Annotated in this window: 13 protein-coding genes, 1 tRNA gene and 3 pseudogenes; 11 read left to right on the plus strand and 6 right to left on the minus strand. The window is 64.7% G+C overall.

Annotated features, from left to right (window positions below; genetic code table 11):
* The 11 genes and pseudogenes from AADJ04_RS13465 to AADJ04_RS13515 all read left to right on the plus strand — a co-directional run.
* A pseudogene (locus tag AADJ04_RS13465) lies at nt 1–250 on the plus strand (ABC transporter ATP-binding protein); the annotation flags it as partial.
* 103 nt (nt 251–353) lie between these two features.
* A complete protein-coding gene (locus AADJ04_RS13470; RefSeq protein WP_341239919.1) occupies nt 354–1,316 on the plus strand; it encodes a phosphoglycerate mutase in 963 nt (320 codons plus the stop codon).
* Entirely contained in the window at nt 1,313–3,037 is a 1,725-nt protein-coding gene (gene recJ / locus AADJ04_RS13475; RefSeq protein WP_341239920.1) for a single-stranded-DNA-specific exonuclease RecJ, read from the plus strand. The genes AADJ04_RS13470 and recJ overlap by 4 nt, the downstream gene beginning before the upstream one ends.
* Before the next feature lie 87 nt (nt 3,038–3,124).
* Nucleotides 3,125–3,988, plus strand: coding sequence for a 3',5'-nucleoside bisphosphate phosphatase (locus tag AADJ04_RS13480; RefSeq protein WP_341239921.1), 864 nt, complete (start codon nt 3,125–3,127; stop codon nt 3,986–3,988).
* A gap of 25 nt (nt 3,989–4,013) precedes the next feature.
* Nucleotides 4,014–4,649: an L-threonylcarbamoyladenylate synthase gene (locus AADJ04_RS13485; RefSeq protein WP_341239922.1), complete on the plus strand. Its 636-nt coding sequence runs from the start codon at nt 4,014–4,016 to the stop codon at nt 4,647–4,649.
* A 109-nt stretch (nt 4,650–4,758) separates the two neighbouring features.
* The gene (locus AADJ04_RS13490; RefSeq protein WP_341239923.1) at nt 4,759–5,427 is read left to right on the plus strand and encodes a site-2 protease family protein; all 669 of its coding nucleotides are present in this window, start codon (nt 4,759–4,761) and stop codon (nt 5,425–5,427) included.
* Nucleotides 5,428–5,466: 39 nt separating this feature from the next.
* On the plus strand, nt 5,467–6,765 hold the full coding sequence (locus AADJ04_RS13495; RefSeq protein WP_341239924.1) for a tryptophan--tRNA ligase: 1,299 nt from the start codon (nt 5,467–5,469) through the stop codon (nt 6,763–6,765).
* A gap of 312 nt (nt 6,766–7,077) precedes the next feature.
* Complete coding sequence (locus AADJ04_RS13500; RefSeq protein WP_341239931.1) at nt 7,078–7,995, plus strand: formylglycine-generating enzyme family protein; 918 nt, start codon at nt 7,078–7,080, stop codon at nt 7,993–7,995.
* A 159-nt stretch (nt 7,996–8,154) separates the two neighbouring features.
* Nucleotides 8,155–8,854: pseudogene (locus AADJ04_RS13505) on the plus strand (response regulator transcription factor).
* A gap of 280 nt (nt 8,855–9,134) precedes the next feature.
* On the plus strand, nt 9,135–10,733 hold the full coding sequence (locus AADJ04_RS13510) for a FecR domain-containing protein (protein ID WP_341239925.1): 1,599 nt from the start codon (nt 9,135–9,137) through the stop codon (nt 10,731–10,733).
* Between the two features lie 27 nt (nt 10,734–10,760).
* Complete coding sequence (locus AADJ04_RS13515) at nt 10,761–13,091, plus strand: CHASE2 domain-containing protein (protein WP_341239926.1); 2,331 nt, start codon at nt 10,761–10,763, stop codon at nt 13,089–13,091.
* Between the two features lie 13 nt (nt 13,092–13,104).
* Here the strand turns inward: AADJ04_RS13515 and AADJ04_RS13520 are convergent, their stop codons facing one another.
* The 6 genes and pseudogenes from AADJ04_RS13520 to AADJ04_RS13545 form a co-directional block, all read right to left on the minus strand.
* Nucleotides 13,105–14,169 (minus strand): metallophosphoesterase, encoded by a 1,065-nt coding sequence (locus tag AADJ04_RS13520; protein ID WP_341239927.1) that lies wholly within the window; start codon nt 14,167–14,169, stop codon nt 13,105–13,107.
* Nucleotides 14,170–14,420: 251 nt separating this feature from the next.
* Nucleotides 14,421–14,510 (minus strand) — tRNA-Ser (locus AADJ04_RS13525).
* 55 nt (nt 14,511–14,565) lie between these two features.
* Nucleotides 14,566–15,681, minus strand: a complete 1,116-nt coding sequence (gene mnmH / locus AADJ04_RS13530) for a tRNA 2-selenouridine(34) synthase MnmH (protein WP_341239928.1) — start codon at nt 15,679–15,681, stop codon at nt 14,566–14,568.
* Nucleotides 15,681–16,748 carry a selenide, water dikinase SelD gene (selD, locus tag AADJ04_RS13535; RefSeq protein ID WP_341239929.1) on the minus strand — a complete coding sequence of 356 codons (1,068 nt, stop codon included), beginning with the start codon at nt 16,746–16,748 and terminating at the stop codon, nt 15,681–15,683. Before selD ends, mnmH begins: the two co-directional genes overlap by 1 nt.
* Nucleotides 16,749–16,884: 136 nt before the next feature.
* Nucleotides 16,885–18,207 carry a serine--tRNA ligase gene (serS, locus tag AADJ04_RS13540; RefSeq protein WP_341239930.1) on the minus strand — a complete coding sequence of 441 codons (1,323 nt, stop codon included), beginning with the start codon at nt 18,205–18,207 and terminating at the stop codon, nt 16,885–16,887.
* A gap of 32 nt (nt 18,208–18,239) precedes the next feature.
* Nucleotides 18,240–18,419, minus strand: a pseudogene (locus AADJ04_RS13545) (threonine/serine dehydratase); the annotation flags it as partial.

The following is an 18,419-nucleotide window of genomic DNA, read 5'->3' on the forward strand; positions in this document are numbered from 1 at the left end:
TGCGGCCAAAGACGAACAAGCCGCCACCCCCAAGAAGAAGCCGAGCTACAAGGAGCAGCGCGAACTGGAGCAGCTGCCCGACCGCATCGCCGCGCTGGAGGCCGAGCAGCAGTCCATCCAGCAAGAGCTGGCCGATGGCACGCTGTACACCCGCGACCCGCAGCGCGCCACGGCCCTGCACGCCCGCGAAGGCGTGATCGAAGAAGAACTGCTGGCCGCGCTGGAGCGGTGGACGGATCTGGCGCCCTGAGCGACGGCGGGGCCGAGCCCCCGCCGCCCAAGCCGCTGCCGAACCACCACCCCTGCGGCTGCCATGCCGCCCGCCCGCTGCCGCACCCACGAAAATACGGCCCATGCCCGCACCGCACCATTTGCTGATCCCGTACGCCGCCAGCCGCGCCCCCGGCGCCCAAGAGGCCCTGAAAGGCCTGGCCCTGCCCCATCTGGACCGCCTGCTGGCCCGCCTGAGCACGGCAGACGCCAGCCCTGGCGAGGAAACCAGCCTCACCCCCCCGCACGAACGCGCGCTGGCGCAAGCGCTGGGCCTGGGCACGGAAGACGGGCTCATCCCCTGGGCCGCGTGGCACCGCCTGCAGCAAGGGCAACCACCGGGCGAAGCACCCGGCAATGCGGCCTGGGCCTTCATCACGCCCTGCCAGTGGCAAGTCACCACCGACCACATCACCCTGCACGACCCCGCCCACCTGGGCCTGGACGAAGCCGCCTCGCGTGAACTGCTCGCCATCGTGGCCCCGTGGTTTGCCGAGGACGGCATCACCCTGCACTACGACCAGCCCACCCGCTGGCTGGCCAGCAGCCCCCTGTTTGCCACGCTGGCCACCGCCTCGCTCGAACGTGTGCAGGGCCGCGACGTGCGCGCCTGGATGCCAAACCCGCGCGAGGCCCGCACCCTGCACCGCCTGCAAAGCGAGATGCAGATGCTGCTGTACACCCACCCCTTCAACGACGCCCGCACGGCCCAGGGCCTGCCCGCCATCAACTCGTTCTGGGTACACGGCACCGGCGCATTGCCCGCAGGTCTGACAGCGCCCGCACAGCCGCCGCAGGTGGCAGACGCCCTGCGCGCCCCCGCCCTGCGCGAAGACTGGCGCGCCTGGGCCAGCGCGTGGGCTACGCTGGACGCAGGCCCCTTGGCCGATCTGCTGCGGCAGGCCGAACAGGGCCAGCCCGTGCGGCTGACGCTGAGCGGCGAGCACAGCGCGCAAACCTTCCACACCGCGCCCCTGGGGCTGGTGCAACGCATTCAACGCTTTTTAAGGCCCCAGCGCTTTATGGACGTGCGCGAGCAGCTATGAAAATCGTAGCAAGAGACATTCCCCCCCGCACCGCCTGGGCGCTGGAGCAAGCAGGCGTGCACCCGCTGCTGGCCCGCCTGTACGCCGCGCGCGGCGTGCAAAGCAAAGACGAGCTGGACGACGGCCTGGCACGCCTGTTGCCCCCCAGCGGTGACAAAGGCATGAAAGGCATTGACGCCGCCGCCCGCCTGCTGGCCGACGCCATGGCGAAAAACCAGCGCCTCGTCATCGTGGCCGATTACGACTGCGACGGCGCCACCGCCTGCGCCGTGGGTGTGCGCGGCCTGCGCCTGCTGGGCGCAAAAAACGTGGACTACCTGGTGCCCGACCGCGTGACCGACGGCTATGGCCTCACGCCCCCCATCGCCCGGCGCGTGGCCGAGCGCGGCGCCGATGTGCTCATCACCGTGGACAACGGCATTGCCAGCGTGGAAGGCGTGGCCGAGGCCAAGGCCCTGGGCCTGCAAGTGCTCGTCACCGACCACCACCTGCCCGGCCCCGCGCTGCCTGCGGCCGACGCCATCGTCAACCCCAACCAGCCCGGCTGCACGTTTGAGAGCAAGTCCATGGCCGGGGTGGGCGTGATGTTCTACGTGCTGCTGGCCCTGCGCGCCGAACTGCGCGCGCGCGGTGTGTTTGACGCTGCGACACAGCCCAAGCTCGACCCGCTGCTCACCCTGGTCGCCCTGGGCACGGTGGCCGATGTGGTCAAGCTCGACGCCAACAACCGCCGCCTGGCGGCCAGGGGCTCGAGGCGCATCCGCGCAGCCCAAATGCCGGCGGGCAGGGCCGCCCTGTCCCAGGCGGCAGGCCGCAAGGCGGCTGCGGCCACCACGTTCGACTTTGGCTTTGCCCTGGGCCCGCGCATCAACGCCGCAGGGCGTCTCGCCGACATGACGCTGGGCATCGAATGCCTGCTGACAGACGACGCCAGCCGCGCTGCCGAGTTGGCCGCCACGCTGGACGGCATCAACCGCGAGCGCCGCGAGATCGAGGGCGGCATGCGCGAGCAGGCCATGCTGATGGCCGAGAGCCTGTTTGACGAGAGCGAGGAGCCCCCGCCCGCCATCAGCGTGTTCGACCCGGACTTTCACGAAGGCGTGGTCGGCATCGTGGCCAGCCGCATCAAAGACAAGCTGCACCGCCCCACCTTCGTGTTTGCAGCCAGCAGCGCGCCGGGCAAGGAGCACGAACTCAAAGGCTCGGGCCGCTCCATCCCCGGCTTTCACCTGCGCGATGCGCTGGACCTGGTGGCCAAGCGCCACCCCGGCGTCATCCTCAAATTCGGCGGCCACGCCATGGCGGCAGGCTGCACCGTGGACGCCGACGCCTTCGACACCTTCGAGCAGGCCTTTGCCCAGGTCGCCCAGGAATGGCTGGACGCCGCCACCCTCACCCGCAAGATCGAAACCGACGGGCCGCTGGCCCCTGAATACTGCCGCGCCGACATTGTGGACACCCTGCACCGCGAAGTGTGGGGCCAGGGCTTTTTGCCCCCCACCTTCAGCGAAGAGGTGCAGGTGCTGAGCCAGCGCCTGGTGGGTGAGGCCAAGAACCACCTCTCCATCAAGCTCATTCACCAGGGCAACCCGGTGGACGCCATTTGGTTCGGCCGCACCGAGCCCCTGCCCGCCCGCGTGCTGCTGGCCTTCCGCCTCGATGTGAACGAATGGAAGGGCGAGCGCAAGGTGCAGTTTCTGGTGGAAGGCGCGCAGCTTTAAGCCGCTGCCGCGGGGGCATGGAAGCGTTGCGCGCCCGGCAAAAGCCCTGGCGCCAGCGCAGCCGGGTCGAACCCGTAGAATGAATTCGTGACCTCCTACCTCAACGCTGACCTGCACTGCCACTCTGTCGTCTCGGACGGAACCCTCACGCCCGAAGAACTTGCCGCCCGCGCCAAGGCCAATGGCGTGGAGCTCTGGTCCTTGACCGACCATGACGAAATTGGCGGCCAGCACCGCGCCGCCGCTGCGGCACGCAGCCAGGGCATGGCCTACCTCACGGGCACCGAAATTTCCGTTACGTTTGCAGGCAACACGGTGCACATCGTGGGCCTGGGTTTCAACCCCGACAACACGGCTTTGGCCCAGGGGCTGGCCGCCACGCGCGCCGGGCGGGGCGAACGGGCGCAGGAGATGGCGGCGCAGCTTGCGCAAGTGGGCATCCACGGCGCCTACGAAGGCGCGCTCAAGTTTGTGGGCAACCCCGAGCTGATCTCACGCACGCACTTTGCGCGGTTTTTGGTAGAGACGCAGGTGTGCCGCGACACGAACGAGGTCTTTCGCAAATACCTCACCGAAGGCAAGCCCGGCTACGTGCCGCACCGCTGGGCCACGCTGGGCGATGCGGTGCGCTGGATTACCGAGGCTGGTGGCCTGGCCGTGATTGCCCACCCGGCGCGCTACAAGTTCACTGCCAACGAGGAATACGCCCTGTTCTCCGAATTCAAGGCCCACGGCGGGGCGGGCGTCGAGGTGGTGACGGGCAGCCACACCGCTGCAGAGTACGTGACCTACGCCGCCATGGCCGAAGAGTTTGGGCTGGCAGCGTCGCGCGGCAGCGACTTCCACAGCCCGGACGAGTCCCACACCGACCTGGGCACCCTGCCCTACCTGCCGGGCCACCTCACCCCCATTTGGGAAACGCTGGCCGACCGCATGCGGCCCGCCACCTGAACCCTTCAACGCAGCAGGCCTTGCCATGGCACAGTATTTCGAAGTCCACCCCGACAACCCTCAGCCCCGGCTGCTCAAGCAGGCCGCTGCGCTGCTGCAAAAGGGCGGCATCGTGGCCGTGCCCACCGATTCAAGCTATGCCCTGGTCTGCCACCTGGACGACAAGGACGCGGCAGACCGCCTGCGCCGCATTCGCCAGGTAGACGAAAAGCACCACCTCACGCTGCTGTGCCGTGACCTGTCGGAACTGGCCAACTACGCCCGCGTGGACAACCGCCAGTACCGGCTGCTGAAACTGGGCACGCCCGGCCCCTACACCTTCATCCTGGAAGCCACCAAGGAAGTGCCGCGCCGGGTGAGCCACCCGTCTCGCAAAACCATTGGCCTGCGGGTGCCTGACCGCAAGGGCCTGCAACTGCTGCTGGAACTGCACGGTGCGCCGCTGCTGGCCACCACGTTCATCCCCGCAGGCGAAAACGAGCCCCTGAACGACCCCGAAGAGATCCGCGAGCGCTATGAAAAAGTGCTGGATGCCATCGTGGACGCAGGCGGCTGCCCGCAAGAGCCCACCACGGTGGTGGACCTCACGCCCATGGGCACTGGCGGCGACCCGGAGGTTGTGCGCGAGGGGCGCGGTAGCCTGCAGGCCCTGGGGCTTTGAGCCGGCCCTGACCACCACCGGTCTGAATCGCTCCGCCCCACCCGGCTCGCTGTCCGGCCATCTGCGCCATGGCTCCTGGGAGCCCGCCGCTGTCTGAGACAATACGCGGGTGGACACCTCCAATCTCATCCAGACCATCCTCATCTACGCACTGCCCGTGCTGTTCGCCATCACCGTACACGAGGCGGCCCACGGCTATGCGGCCCGCCACTTCGGTGACAACACGGCGTACCTGATGGGGCGCATCACGCTCAATCCGGCCAAGCACATCGACCCCGTCGGCACCATCCTGATGCCGTTGTTGCTGTACTTCGCCACGTCGGGCGCCTTCCTGTTCGGCTATGCCAAGCCTGTGCCGGTCAACTTTGGCAATTTGCGCAAACCCAAACAGCAGATGGTGTGGGTGGCGCTGGCCGGGCCTGCGTCCAACTTTGTGCAGGCGGTGGCCTGGGGCGTGGTGCTGATCACCATGGTGGGCATGGGTGTCGATGAGCGCTTCTTCATCGAAATGGCGCGTGCCGGTGTGCAGGTCAATCTGGTCATGTGGGCGTTCAACCTGTTCCCGCTGCCGCCGTTGGACGGCGGGCGCATTCTGGTGGGCCTGCTGCCCTGGAAGCAGGCCCACATGGTGTCGCGCATCGAGCCCTGGGGCTTTTTCATCGTGATGGCACTGGTCATCGCAGGCGTGGTCGGCAGTTTGTGGCTGCGTCCGCTGATGAGCCTGGGCTACAGCACCATCAACCTGCTGCTCACGCCGCTCACCGCCTTGCTGCGCTGAATTCCGCCTTTTTCTCTTCCTCCTGCAGACCTTGTTTCCATGAGCACCACGCGCTTTCTCACCGGCATCACCACCACCGGAACCCCGCACCTGGGCAACTTTGTGGGCTCCATCCGGCCTTCGGTGGCCGCCAGCCTGCGCCCTGGCGTGCAAAGCTTTTATTTCCTGGCCGACTACCACGCACTCATCAAGTGCGAAGACCCGGTGCGCATCCAGCGCTCCACGCTGGAGATTGCTGCCAGCTGGCTGGCCTCCGGGCTCGACCCGGAGAAGGTGACCTTTTACCGCCAGTCCGACATCCCCGAGATTCCCGAGCTGAACTGGATGCTGAGCTGCGTCACCGGCAAGGGGCTGCTCAACCGCGCCCATGCCTACAAAGCATCCCAGGACAAGAACCTGGAAGCCGGGCGCGATGCCGATGACGGCGTGACCGCGGGCCTGTTCATGTACCCCGTGCTCATGGGCGCCGACATTTTGATGTTCAAGGCCCACAAGGTGCCCGTGGGGCGCGACCAGGTGCAGCACATTGAAATGGCGCGCGACATGGCCAGCAGCTTCAACCACCTGTATGGCGAGCACTTTGTGCTGCCCGAAGCGGTGATTGACGACAACGTGGCCACCCTGCCGGGGCTGGACGGCCGCAAGATGAGCAAGAGCTACAACAACACCATCCCGCTGTTCTCTTCGCGCGACCAGCTCAAGAAGCTCATCGGCAGCCTGCTCACCGATTCGCGCGCCCCTGGCGAACCCAAGGACACCGAAGGCTCTGCGCTGTTCCAGATCTACCAGGCCTTTGCCACCCCCGAAGAAACCGAAGCCCTGCGCCGCGCCTATGCCGAGGGTATTGCCTGGGGCGATGCCAAGCAAGTGCTGCTGGAGCGGGTGGACCAAGTCATTGCCCCCATGCGCGAGCAGTACGACACGCTGATCAATAACCCCGCACGCATCGAGCAAACCCTGCTGGCTGGCGCCGAACGGGCACGCGCCCTGGCCACGCCGTTTATCAAAGAGCTGCGCTCGGCCGTGGGCCTGCGCAGCCTGGCGCAAACCAGCACAGCCAAAAGCACCAAGGCAGCCAAGGTGGCCCTGCCCTCGTTCAAGCAATACCGCGAGGCCGATGGCAAGTTCTACTTCAAGCTGCTGGCCGCAGATGGCCGCCTGCTGCTGCAAAGCACGGGCTTCGCGGCGCCCAAAGAGGCTGGCCAGGCCATTGCCCAGCTGCAAACCCAGACAGACGCCCTCGCCCAACTGGCGTCGCATCTGGCACCTGTGGAAGGCGTGGACACTGCCGATGTGCAAGCGGCACTGCAAGCACTGGCCGCTGGCAATAACGGTTGAAGCCCGCACTATTTCACTATCAAAAACATAGCTGCTAGCGCTTACCCATCAAGCGCTAGCGGCTATTTTCGTTAAAAGTCATCCATCACAGACATGCAGGCTTGCTGAGCATGCCTCTGCACCAAGGCAAGCCTCTGTAACCTTGCCGTACACTGGGCCCACTGCTTTGAGGCGCCCATGCAAGCACTCCGCTCCGCTGCTGTTTTGTTGGCTGTAACCACCCTGTTGGCCGGTTGCAGCACCATCACCTCGCCCACGTCTCCTCCTGCCACTGCCAACGACCACCCGCAGGTTGTGGTCAATTCACTGGGCATGCGGTTTGTGGCTATCCCCGCTGGCCGTTTCTGGATGGGCAGCGCCGAGCCCGCACAAGAGCTGGCCAAAGCCTACCCCCTGCTGGAAGCGGGGCGCTTTGCCGCCCTCAGCGATGAAGCCCCCGTGCACGAGGTGCACATCAGCCGCCCGTTTTACTTGGGCCAGCACGAGGTCACCGTGGGGCAGTTCCGGCGGTTTCTGGCCGAGTCGGGCTACCAGCCGGAATCGGTGTCTGACGGCACCGGCGGCTACGGCTACAACCCGCAATACGACCCAGCCACCACCCAGCGAGGCGATGCCTTTGAAGGGCGCGACACCCGCTATTCCTGGCGCAACCCAGGTTTCAAGCAAGCCGACGACCACCCCGTGGCCAACGTCACCTGGAACGACGCCCAGGCCCTGGCGCAGTGGCTGAGCCAGCGCGAAGGCGTGCGCTACCGCCTGCCCACCGAGGCCGAATGGGAATACGCCTGCCGGGCCCAGACTCGAACACGCTACCCCCACGGGGACGACCCCGCCGCACTCACGCAGTACGCCAATGTGTTCGACCAATCCACAGCGCCGCTGTGGCCCAAGTGGAAGCAACATGCCCTGCCTGGCAACGACGGCTACGTTTTCACGGCGCCCGTGGGCAGCTACCCACCCAACGCCTGGGGCCTGCACGACATGCAGGGCAATGTGTGGGAATGGGTGTCTGACTGGCACGACGAGGGCTATTACGCCCAATCCCCCACTACCGATCCGCAAGGACCCGAAACAGGCTCCGTGCGCGTGCGCCGTGGCGGCTCGTGGCACACCTGGGCCTTTTATGCACGCTGCAGCTACCGCAACTGGAACAGCCCCCAAACCCGCTACACGCTGGTGGGCATGCGCCTGCTGCGCGAGTGGGGCCCAGCGGCAGCCAAGCCGAACTGAGCCCTGGATTGCGCCCGGCTGGATTCACGCTTCACCAAGCCACCCCCAGCATCAAAACATCAACAAACGTCAACTAGACCTGCCAACGGGCTCAGGCTCGCGCCCAAGCCGGGCATCCCTCGGAAATAATGGTCCATGGACAAAGCCGTAGGGAGAAACATGCGCATAGCCGCGTTAGACGACGATGCGCTTCAGCTCGATCTTTTCAAACAGGCCCTGCACGCCATGGGCCACACCTGCCACACCTACCTGACCGGAGCGCAGTTGCTGCACAGCTTGCAGAGCGAGCGCTTCGACCTGCTCATCGTGGACTGGCATTTGCCGGACACCACGGGGCCGGAGGTGGTGCGCTGGGTGCGCCAGCATGTGGGGCTGGAAATGCCCATTCTGTTCGTGCCCCACAGGCAGGAAGAGCGCGACATCGTGGAGGGCCTGTGTTGCGGGGCCGATGACTTCATGACCAAACCCGTGCGCATAGGCGAGTTGCGGGCACGGGTGGCCGCCCTGCTGCGGCGCTCTTACACAGACAAGCCCGAAGAGGTGCTGGAGTTTGGGAGATATCGGTTTCTGCCAGAGTCACGCTCTCTCGAAATTGATGGAGCGCCGGTGGAGCTGAAAAACCGCGAATACGAGCTGGCCCTGTTCCTGTTCCAGAACATGGGGGCAGTTGCTCACGCGGGATCATTTGAAGGAAGTGATCTGGGGCCAGGTGCCGGATGTGATGTCCCGCTCGCTGGACACCCACATCTCCCGCCTGCGTGTTCTGCTGGACCTGCGCCCCGCCAATGGCTTCATCGTCACCTCGGTGTACGGCGTGGGCTACCGGTTTGAAACCACGGACCAGGTACAGCCCGCCTGACCATTGGCGCTGCACAAGTTGCCGCTTCGCGCCTGAATATGGGCGCGGCGCAATGGCCGCCAACCACAGTTTTTTAGTGCCGGCCTCAGGGCCGCGCACTCACTAACCACCGCATGGGCGATTTCTCGCCCTGCACCCCAGGAGCTCTTGTGTCGATCACACCGCCTACTCTCCGAATGCCCTTGTCCGCAGCACTGCTGGCTGCTGGCGCCGTCTTGATGACATCGCTCGCCCCGGGCGCCTGGGGGCCGCAGACCAAAAGGACGAAACGCCTCACGTAGTGCAAGCGGGCGATACGCTGGAAGGCCTGTCCCAAAGCTACTTTGGCACGCCCCGCCTGTGGCACCAGCTGCAAGCACGCAACAAAGTCAAAGACCCGCGCCAGTTGCAGCCGGGCTCGGTGGTTTGGATTCCCGTGGGCTTGCTGCCTGCTGAATCTGCCCAGGTGGAATTCGTTCACGGTGATGTCAAGGTGCACGGCGCAGAACAAGGGGCCACCGCAAACACCTCAGCAGCGACAAACCCACCGGTTGCTGCCGGCACGATGCTGGCCGAAGGCACCAGGCTGCAAGTAGGCCCCAACGGATTTGTGACCGTGCGGCTGGCAGACGGCTCCATCGTCAAGGTCAGCGCCCAGTCAGATGTCCAACTGCGCCAGCTGCGCAGGCGCGGCAGGGCGGGGTCTGTGCAGTCGGTGGTGGAGATTCAACGCGGCAGTGTCGAGTCCAGCGTTGCGCCCAGCACCGATGCCTCACGCCGCTTTGAGGTGCGCACCCCGCGCGCCGTAACCAGCGTGCGCGGTACCCGGTTTGGCGCGGCCTTGAGCGAGTCGGGCGACACCACGGCCGCCGTACTGCCAGGTGCCGTGGCGGTGCAGTCACGCACGGCAGACAACCCCGCCCAGCACAACGCTGCGGCAACAGTCCTGCAACCCGGCCAAGGGCTGGCCGTGCAAGCCGATGGCACCGTGGGCAGCCCGCGAAGCCTGCTGCCCGCGCCCGACCTGACCTCGCTGCCGGCTGCGGTGCATGACCTTGGGCTGCTGGCGCTGAACGTGACAGCCCAGGCAGGCGCCAGTGTGTACCAGGCCATCGTGGCGCGTGATGCCGAATTGACGCAGGTGCTTCGTTCAGGCACGTTTGCCAATGGGCAGTTGCGCTGGAAGGGGCTGGACGATGGGCAATATTTCATCTCGGTGCGCGCTATCGACGCGGCGGGGATTGCCGGGTTGCCCACCCAGCCACTCACCGTCAAGACCCAGCCAGTACCGCCCCGGTACCAAAAACCTGCGCCCGACGCGGTGGTTTCCAACGCAGGCGGGCAGTTGCTGTGCACCCAGGTGGCTGGTGTGCGGTGGTACCGCATTCAGGTGGCGCCCCAAGCGGATTTCAACGCCCCGGTGCTCGATGAAAGCCGACTGGACAGCTGCACGCTGTCCGTGGGCCGTTACTTCTGGCGCGCAGCCAGTGTGCGCGAACTGCCTGGGGGCGGGGTAGACCAAGACCCGTTTGCAGCACCGCAGCCCTTCAAGCTGGTGCAACAACCACCGGCACTGTCGGCACAAGCCCTGCAAGCCGACGATGGGGGCACCACGGTGAGCCTGCGCTGGCCAGGGCAAGCAGGCCAGCGCTACCGCCTGCAACTGGCCAGGGAGATGCGCTTTGAAAAGCCTGTGCTGGACACCCTTCTGGACGAGCCCCAATGGGCGACCTCTGACTTGGCGGCGGGCACGTATTTCTTGAGGGTGCAGGTGCTGGATCCCTCGGGCCTGCAGGGTGATTTTTCGCCACCGCGCTCCATCCGGGTGGGCACGGGCTTCAGCACCGGTTGGGGGCTGCCCGTATCTGACTCCAGCGGCGAGCCCGTGCGGCGCCCCTGACCCCACCACCCCGCCCAGGACAGCTGCATGCCCAAAGCCGCACGCACCCGCGCGCACCAGCGGCGCCTCGAATGGGCACTGCTGGCGCTGGCATTGCTCTGCCTGGTTGCCTGGCTCAGCCCACCGCAACAGATGGCGGGTCCGAATCATCTGGTCCAAAACCTGGAGCTGCGCTCACTGGCCCGTCCGCCCCATCCAGACATCGTGGTCATCGCGGTGGATGACCGCAGCATCACCTCGATTGGTCGCTGGCCCTGGCGACGTGCGCTGCATGCGCAGTTGGTAGACGTGGTGACCGCCCAGAATCCCAAAGCGATTGGGCTCGACATCCTCTTCAGCGAGCCCGACCTGGACTACCCGCTGGACGATGCCCTGCTGGCCCAGGCCCTGGCCCGCAGCCAACGGGTGGTGCTGCCGGTGCTGCAACGCAATCAGGCGGGGTTGACGGAAGCCACTTCTGAACTGCCGCTGGACGTCTTTGCCGACGCAGCTGCCGCGCTGGGCCACGTGCATGTCGCGCCTGATGGCGACGGAGTCGTGCGCGGTTTGTACCTGCAGGAGGGCCCGGCAAGTGCACCCTGGAGCCACTTCAGTCTGTCGCTGCAATGTGTGGCGCAGAACGCGGCGGCCCGGTGCAAAAAATCACCCCCAACCAATAGCACGCCAGTCACTCCTCCCCACTGGACTGAGCGGCAGCCCGAGCTGATCGCCTACGCAGGAGGGCCGGGCCACTACCCCACCTACTCCTACATCGATGTATTGCGGGGGCAGATACCTCCCAACGCATTCCAGGGCAAATTTGTGCTGGTCGGGGCTGTGGCATCCGGCTTGGGGGACACCTTTGCCACCCCCGTCAGCAGTGGTGCGCGCCTGATGCCAGGGGTGGAAGTCGTGGCTCATATCCTTGACAGCCATTTGTCCGGCATCCACCTCAAAGCCGCGCCTGCAGCGGCCAACATTGCATTCAACCTGCTGCCCGTGGCAGTCGCCTTGCTCACTCTGCTGTTTGCCGGGCCGCTGACGGCCTTGCTCGCCAGCTTTGGGTTGGGCCTTGGCACTTTGCTGATGTCGATGGCGCTCATGCGCTGGACGGGGTGGCACTTTGCCCCTGCCGCAGCGCTGCTCGGCCTAGTGCTGGCCTACCCCCTGTGGAGCTGGCGCAGGCTCAGCGCTGCCGCCCATTTTTTGCGCACGGAAATGGAACATCTGCGCAGCGAAGGCCTGCCCGTGCGCAATAGCCCATGGGCACGGCGCGGCGACTTCCTGGAAAGGCGCATCAACGCGGTGGAAGCCGCCTCGCGCCAGCTGCGGGATCTGCACCAGTTTGTGAGCAACAGCCTGCAGCAACTGCCAGCACCCAACTTTGTCTGTGATGCACAGGGCCGCATCCTCCTGGCCAATGTTGCTGCCCAGCGCCATGTGGGGTTGGGCCCTTTTGAGCCGCAATCTGCGCTGCAAGGCAAATCCATCTTCCAGGTGCTGCAGGACTTGCAAGATGCCCACACCCTGCAACCGCTGTTGAGCCCCGATAAGCTCTTGGCCGGGGAGATTCCCGCCCAAAGCGAAGGGCACGATGCGAAAGGGCGCAGCCTGCTCATGCTGTGCAAGCCCTTCACCGAGTTTGCTAACGTGGGCTGGCTCATCACCTTGGTGGACATGACGGAGATACGCCGAGCGCTGCAACAACGCGACCAGGCTCTGCACTTCATCTCGCACGACATCCGCGCGCCCAATGCGTCCATCCTTACGCTGCTGGAGATGCAACGCAACAGCATGGAGCCCCTGCAGGCCGACGAGCTTCTCAAGCGCATCGAAAAATACGCCCAAGCGTCGCTCAGCATGGCCGAGAGCTTTGTGCGACTGGCCAGCGCCCAAAGCAACGAATACCGCGTAGCGCCGCTGGACCTGGCATCCGTGCTGCAGGACGCCGTGGACGACGCCTGGACCCAGGCCAGCAACCAGGAGGTGAGTGTCACTATCCTCCAGATTCCACATTCAGCACCCTGTGTGGGCGACCGCCCCTTGCTGGCACGGGCCATGGCCAACGTGCTCAACAACGCCATCAAATACAGCCCTGCCCGAGGTACGGTGCGGTGCAGCCTGTACGCGAGAGGCACCAACTGGGTCATCAGCATTCACGACGAAGGCCCGGGCATCGACCCAGCCCAGCAAGACCGACTGTTCAAACCCTTCTCTCGCCTTCATGACCTGACCCACCCCAACATTTCTGGAGTGGGCCTGGGCCTTGCGTTGGTGCACACCGTGGTCAAACGCCACGGCGGCTCACTGGAGCTGGAAAGTGCAGTGGGCCAGGGCGCTGAATTCAGGCTGGTGCTGCCCGCCTCTGCCAGCGATTGATCACAAGGCGCGGCTATGCGCCAAAGCCCGTCGTGGCCTGAACGTGCCCATCGTCAAACTGCAACACCCGCTCGGGCCAGCGCAGCGCAGCCAGCTTGAAATCGTGGCCCACCACGACTCCTGACTTGCGCTCCAACCAGCGCCCGCCCGCTGAAAAATCCACGCAGAACACATTGCCCCGCTGGCCGTGCCAAGCGAAAGGGTGGGTGCTGGCAAACAGGTCCGCATCGCCCTTACCCACCGCCCCCCGGTCGATCTGGTGGACCCGCCGCCAGTAGTGGCCAACGACCACCGGCGTTGATTCTGTGTAGGCATCCCACCACGGCATGCGCTGTGCAAAGCGCCACTTGCCGCCCGAGAAAAACGGCACCGAGCCCTTTTGTTCTACGCCAGAGGTCAGCACCTTCAGCGGGTTCAGCATCTGCTTGCTGGATTCGTACTCGGCATGGGCGTGCAAAAACGGCGGCTGGCGCTGGCTGTTTTCCAGCCCGTGCTCCCACTGCTCCAACTCGCGGGCCATGCGCTCGGCCAGCGCAGTCTCACGCGCCTGCTGCTGGGCGATGTGCTCCCACTGGTCGTACTCTGCTCGCACCGAGCCCAGTGGAAGGCGCTTGGCCGCTTCGATCTGCTCGTCCTGCCACGCCGCGTGAATCACGCGCAAGTCGGCACGTTCCAGACCGATGGGCAGCGCCGATAAAAACTGGACGATGTCTTGGCGCTCTTGCGGGGTGGGCCGCTGAAACGGAGCATATTTGTCATGGTCACGCGCCACACGCGCATCAAAAAACCAACCAGAGCCGTCCTTGGCATCCTCACGCAAAAGATTGATTTCGTGGTTGCCCAGAACCGCAGCTGCGCGGCCCGACTGCACCAGCTTTTGCACCAACGCCAAGACCGCCGGGCTGTCGGGCCCACGATCGCAAAAATCGCCCACAAACACCAGCGTACGGCCCTGTGGATGGTGCCCTCGCAGGTCGTAGCCCAAATGGCTCAACAGCGCGAGCAGCGCATCGAACTCACCATGGATATCACCAACGATATCCAGCGGTCCTTCGGGAAGCGATTGAATGAGGCTCATGGGATGGCAGGTGGTTTTAGGGCCGATGGAACGCGCCGCGCAGCAGGCCAGCCCTTCCATCTATTTTGAGGTCATATCAGGTGGCGCACTCTGGCGCGCGAAGACCACTTTTTTCAGCGCCCGCTGCGAGGTCTGCAATCGTCCCCTGGCCTACGCACTGAGCAAACTGGGGTGCAGCCGAAAATTTACCCGTCGCGCACAAAGAAAAAGGCCCGGTGCTATGAGTTAAATAGCTACCGGGCCTTGATACATGGCGGAGAGGGTGGGATTCGAACCCACGGTAGTGTTGCCACTACGCCTGATTTCGAGTCAGGTACATTCGACCACTCTGCCACCTCTCCTGTGTGTCGAAGCCTGCGATTATAGCCAGATTTCAACAGCGCATCCGCACATGACTCACTTCGCGGCGGTACTGGCACCACACTCACCCAGGTAAGCCATGACTTCGCTACGTGCACCTTCAAAGACGATGCGCTGGGCACGGCTTTGTCGCTGGTAGGCGTACATGGGGTCGTAGTAGTGCTGAAGCAAAGCCGCAATCCAGCCCCGGTGGCTGGCTGCGTCGCCGTACTCTTCCTGTCGCTGCAGGGCATTCGCCACGCTCTGGCGCAACTGTTGGTGCAGCGCACCGCCCAAGCGGCGCTCGATTTTGTCCAAGCTGGCAAGCATTCGAGCTGCATAGGCCTCAAAACCGCGCTCCTGGCTGCCACAGGCGGCGACAAACTCCGCATGCTGCCGCACCACATAGTCCCGCAGAATGCGCTCCACCCGCGCTTCAAATCCATCGTGGAGATAAACCATCGGAGCCTGCGCCAAGCGTTCGCGCAGCGGCAAGGGCACAGCGCAGCTGCCCACGTTTTTGCCCTCGTCCTCCAGCACGAACAAGGCATGACCAAGCGCACGCTTCTTGAGGAAGTCGATGGCCAGCTGATTTTCAAAATTGATCTGCGTGGGCTGACCCGTAATACGTTGTCCAAAGCTGGAGCCACGGTGGTTGGCGCGGCCTTCCAAATCAATGCCGTAGGGCAATTGCGCAATCACTTCCGTCTTACCGGTGCCGGTAGAGCCGCTGAGCACCAAGAAATCGCAGTCCTGCGCCGCAGACTGCGTAGTCTCCAGTAAAAACGTGCGCATGGCTTTGTAGCCGCCGATGACGCGCGGGTAAGCGATGCCCACTTCGGATTGCAGCCACTGCTGCGTGATCTGCGAGCGCAACCCTCCACGAAAGCAATACAGCACGCCGTGCGGATGCACCTTGGCAAATGCAGCCCATGCCGCAATCCGCCCATTTTTGATTTCGCCCGACACCAGCGAGTGGCCCAGCGCAATGGCGGCCTCCTGGCCGCGCTGCTTGTAGCAGGTGCCAACCTTCTGCCGTTCTTCGTCATTCATCAGCGGCAGATTCACCACAGCAGGGAAGGCTCCTTGGGCAAATTCGATGGGCGCGCGTACGTCCATCATGGGCACATCATTCAAGAAGATGTGCCGAAAGTCGCTGAGGTTCTCGGGCATCAGCAGAACTCGACGGCCAACGGTCGCTGGGCTACCAGCTCGCCAATAGGGTGCAACTGCAGGCCCAGTTCGCGGGCTACGGCAAGGAACTCGTCCTCGCCTTGCGGGGACACCGCCACCAGCAAGCCACCGCTGGTTTGCGGGTCGCACAGCAAGTGTTTGTGTGCATCAGACAGCGGGGCGAGGCGCGCGCCATAGCTGTCGAAGTTGCGCAGGGTGCCACCGGGTACGCAGCCCTGCTCCAGGTAATGCGCCACGCCAGGCAGGCTCGGTACGGCCGCGGTGTCGATCACGGCCGTGAGCCCACTGCCGTCGGCCATCTCCACCAAATGCCCCAGTAGGCCAAAGCCGGTCACGTCAGTCATTGCCGTCACACCAGCCAGCTTGCCAAAGCGGCTACCCGGCTTGTTCAGGGTGCACATCACGTCGCGTGCCAAGCCCACGTCTTGCGGGCGGAGCAAAGCCTTTTTCTCTGCGGTGGTGAAGATGCCAATACCCAGTGGCTTGGTGAGGTACAGCCGGCTGCCTGCGGTGGCCGTATCGTTGCGCTTCATGTGCCGCTTGTTCACCACGCCCGTGACGGCCAGGCCAAAAATCGGTTCGGGGGCGTCGATGGAATGACCACCCGCCAGCGGGATACCTGCGGCATCGCACACCGCGCGGCCGCCGCGCACCACTTCGCGGGCTACTTCGGGCGGAAGCACGTTCACGGGCCAGCCCAGTATGGCAATGGCCATGAGCGGGTCGGCACCCATGGCGTAGACGTCGCTGATGGCATTGGTAGCGGCAATACGCCCGAAGTCGAACGGATCGTCCACGATGGGCATGAAAAAGTCGGTGGTGGAAACCACGCCGCGCTCGTCGTCCAGCGCATACACAGCCGCATCATCGCGAGATGCGTTGCCGACCCACAGGCGTGGATCCAGGTGCTGGGCGCCACTGCCCGCCAGGATCACATCCAGCACCTTGGGGCTGATCTTGCAGCCGCAGCCTGCGCCATGGCTGTACTGGGTGAGGCGAATAGGCACGCCTGCGGAGGATTCATCGGTGGAGTTGGGAGCGTTCATGGCTGCATTGTCCCGATTTGGCTGGTTGCTGCCATAGCAGATGCAAAAAACACCAGGGCCTGCACACGATTCTTGCGATCAAGTGCAGGCCCTGACGGAGCGCCCCTGGGTGGAGCGCTGGGTGCAGCGGTGACGATCAGGCCGCAGGTGCCAAGACAGACACGCCGCCCAAGTACGGGCGCAGCACTTCGGGCACCACCACGCTGCCGTCGGCCTGCTGGTAGTTTTCCAGCACCGCCACCAGCGTGCGGCCCACGGCCAGGCCGGAACCATTCAGGGTGTGCAGCAGCTCGTTCTTGCCCTGGGCATTCTTGAAACGGGCTTGCAGACGGCGGGCCTGGAAGGCTTCGCAGTTGCTCACTGAACTGATTTCGCGGTAGGTGTTTTGCGCGGGCAGCCACACTTCCAGGTCGTAAGTCTTGGCGGCGCCAAAACCCATGTCGCCGGTGCACAGGCTCATCACGCGGTAAGGCAAGCCCAGCTTTTGCAGCACGGCTTCGGCGTGGCGTGTCATTTCTTCCAGCGCCTCGTAGCTCTTGTCGGGGAGCACGATCTGCACCATTTCGACCTTGTCGAACTGGTGCTGGCGGATCATGCCGCGCGTGTCGCGGCCGTAGCTACCGGCTTCGGAACGGAAGCAGGGGGTGTGGGCGGTCAGCTTGATGGGCAGATCCGCCTCGGCCACCACCACATCGCGCACAAAGTTGGTCAGCGGTACTTCGCTGGTAGGGATGAGGTACAGCGCCGCGTTGTCTGGCACGGGCTCGCCGTCCTGGCCGCCCTTTTTCGCGGCAAACAGGTCGCCTTCAAACTTGGGGAGCTGGCCGGTGCCCTTGAGCGAATCGGCGTTCACTGCGTAAGGCACATAGCACTCGGTGTAGCCGTGTTCCTGCGTCTGCACATCCAACATGAATTGGCTGAGCGCACGGTGTAGGCGGGCGATCTGGCCCTTCATCACCGTGAAGCGTGAGCCCGAGAGCTTCACACCCATGTCGAAGTCCAGCCCCAGCGGCGTGCCTACATCCACATGGTCTTTGACCTCGAAGGAGAACGTCGCGGGCGTGCCCCAGCGGCGCACTTCCACGTTGCCCGATTCGTCGCTGCCCACAGGCACCGATTCATGCGGCAGGTTGGGCACGGCGACCAGCATGGCCTGCAGTTCGGCCTGAATCTGCTCCAGGCGGGCGGCGGATTGCTCCAGCTCTACCTTGGATGCGGCCACCTGGGCTTTGGCGGCTTCAGCGCCTGCCTTGTCGCCCTTGCCCATCAGCATGCCAATTTGCTTGGACAGCTGGTTGCGCTGCGCTTGCAACTCCTCCGTGCGGGTTTGCAGCGTCTTGCGCTCGGATTCCAGGGCCTGGAACGCTTCCACGTTCAGGAAGGCCTGGGGCTTTTTGCGGGTTTCCAGACGCGCGATCGCGGTGTCGAGGTCTTTGCGGAGAAGAAGAATGTCAAGCATGGCGTGATTTTAGAGGGACGACCACCGCCTGCTCAGCCCAGGCTGGCCGGGTCGAAGTTGGCGCCGCACAGCACCAGGCCCACGGTTTCCTGCGGCTGGGGGCGGTACACCCCCGTTTGCAGGGCCGCCAAGCCCAGCGCTGCGGCCGGTTCCACGGCCAGTTTCAGCTCGCGCCACAGCCATAGCTGGGCTGCACGGATGGCGTCGTCCGG

This window comes from uncultured Acidovorax sp., assembly GCF_964021665.1.
Taxonomy (GTDB): Bacteria; Pseudomonadota; Gammaproteobacteria; order Burkholderiales; family Burkholderiaceae_C; genus Acidovorax; species Acidovorax temperans.

Coding starts and splice junctions, on each gene's coding strand:
- mnmH (WP_341239928.1), bottom strand. CDS start 15,681: ATGCCCGAGAACCTCAGCGACTTTCGGCACATCTTCTTGAATGATGTG.
- AADJ04_RS13485 (WP_341239922.1), top strand. CDS start 4,014: ATGGCACAGTATTTCGAAGTCCACCCCGACAACCCTCAGCCCCGGCTG.
- AADJ04_RS13470 (WP_341239919.1), top strand. CDS start 354: ATGCCCGCACCGCACCATTTGCTGATCCCGTACGCCGCCAGCCGCGCC.
- serS (WP_341239930.1), bottom strand. CDS start 18,207: ATGCTTGACATTCTTCTTCTCCGCAAAGACCTCGACACCGCGATCGCG.
- selD (WP_341239929.1), bottom strand. CDS start 16,748: ATGAACGCTCCCAACTCCACCGATGAATCCTCCGCAGGCGTGCCTATT.
- AADJ04_RS13520 (WP_341239927.1), bottom strand. CDS start 14,169: ATGAGCCTCATTCAATCGCTTCCCGAAGGACCGCTGGATATCGTTGGT.
- AADJ04_RS13515 (WP_341239926.1), top strand. CDS start 10,761: ATGCCCAAAGCCGCACGCACCCGCGCGCACCAGCGGCGCCTCGAATGG.
- AADJ04_RS13500 (WP_341239931.1), top strand. CDS start 7,078: ATGCGGTTTGTGGCTATCCCCGCTGGCCGTTTCTGGATGGGCAGCGCC.
- AADJ04_RS13495 (WP_341239924.1), top strand. CDS start 5,467: ATGAGCACCACGCGCTTTCTCACCGGCATCACCACCACCGGAACCCCG.
- recJ (WP_341239920.1), top strand. CDS start 1,313: ATGAAAATCGTAGCAAGAGACATTCCCCCCCGCACCGCCTGGGCGCTG.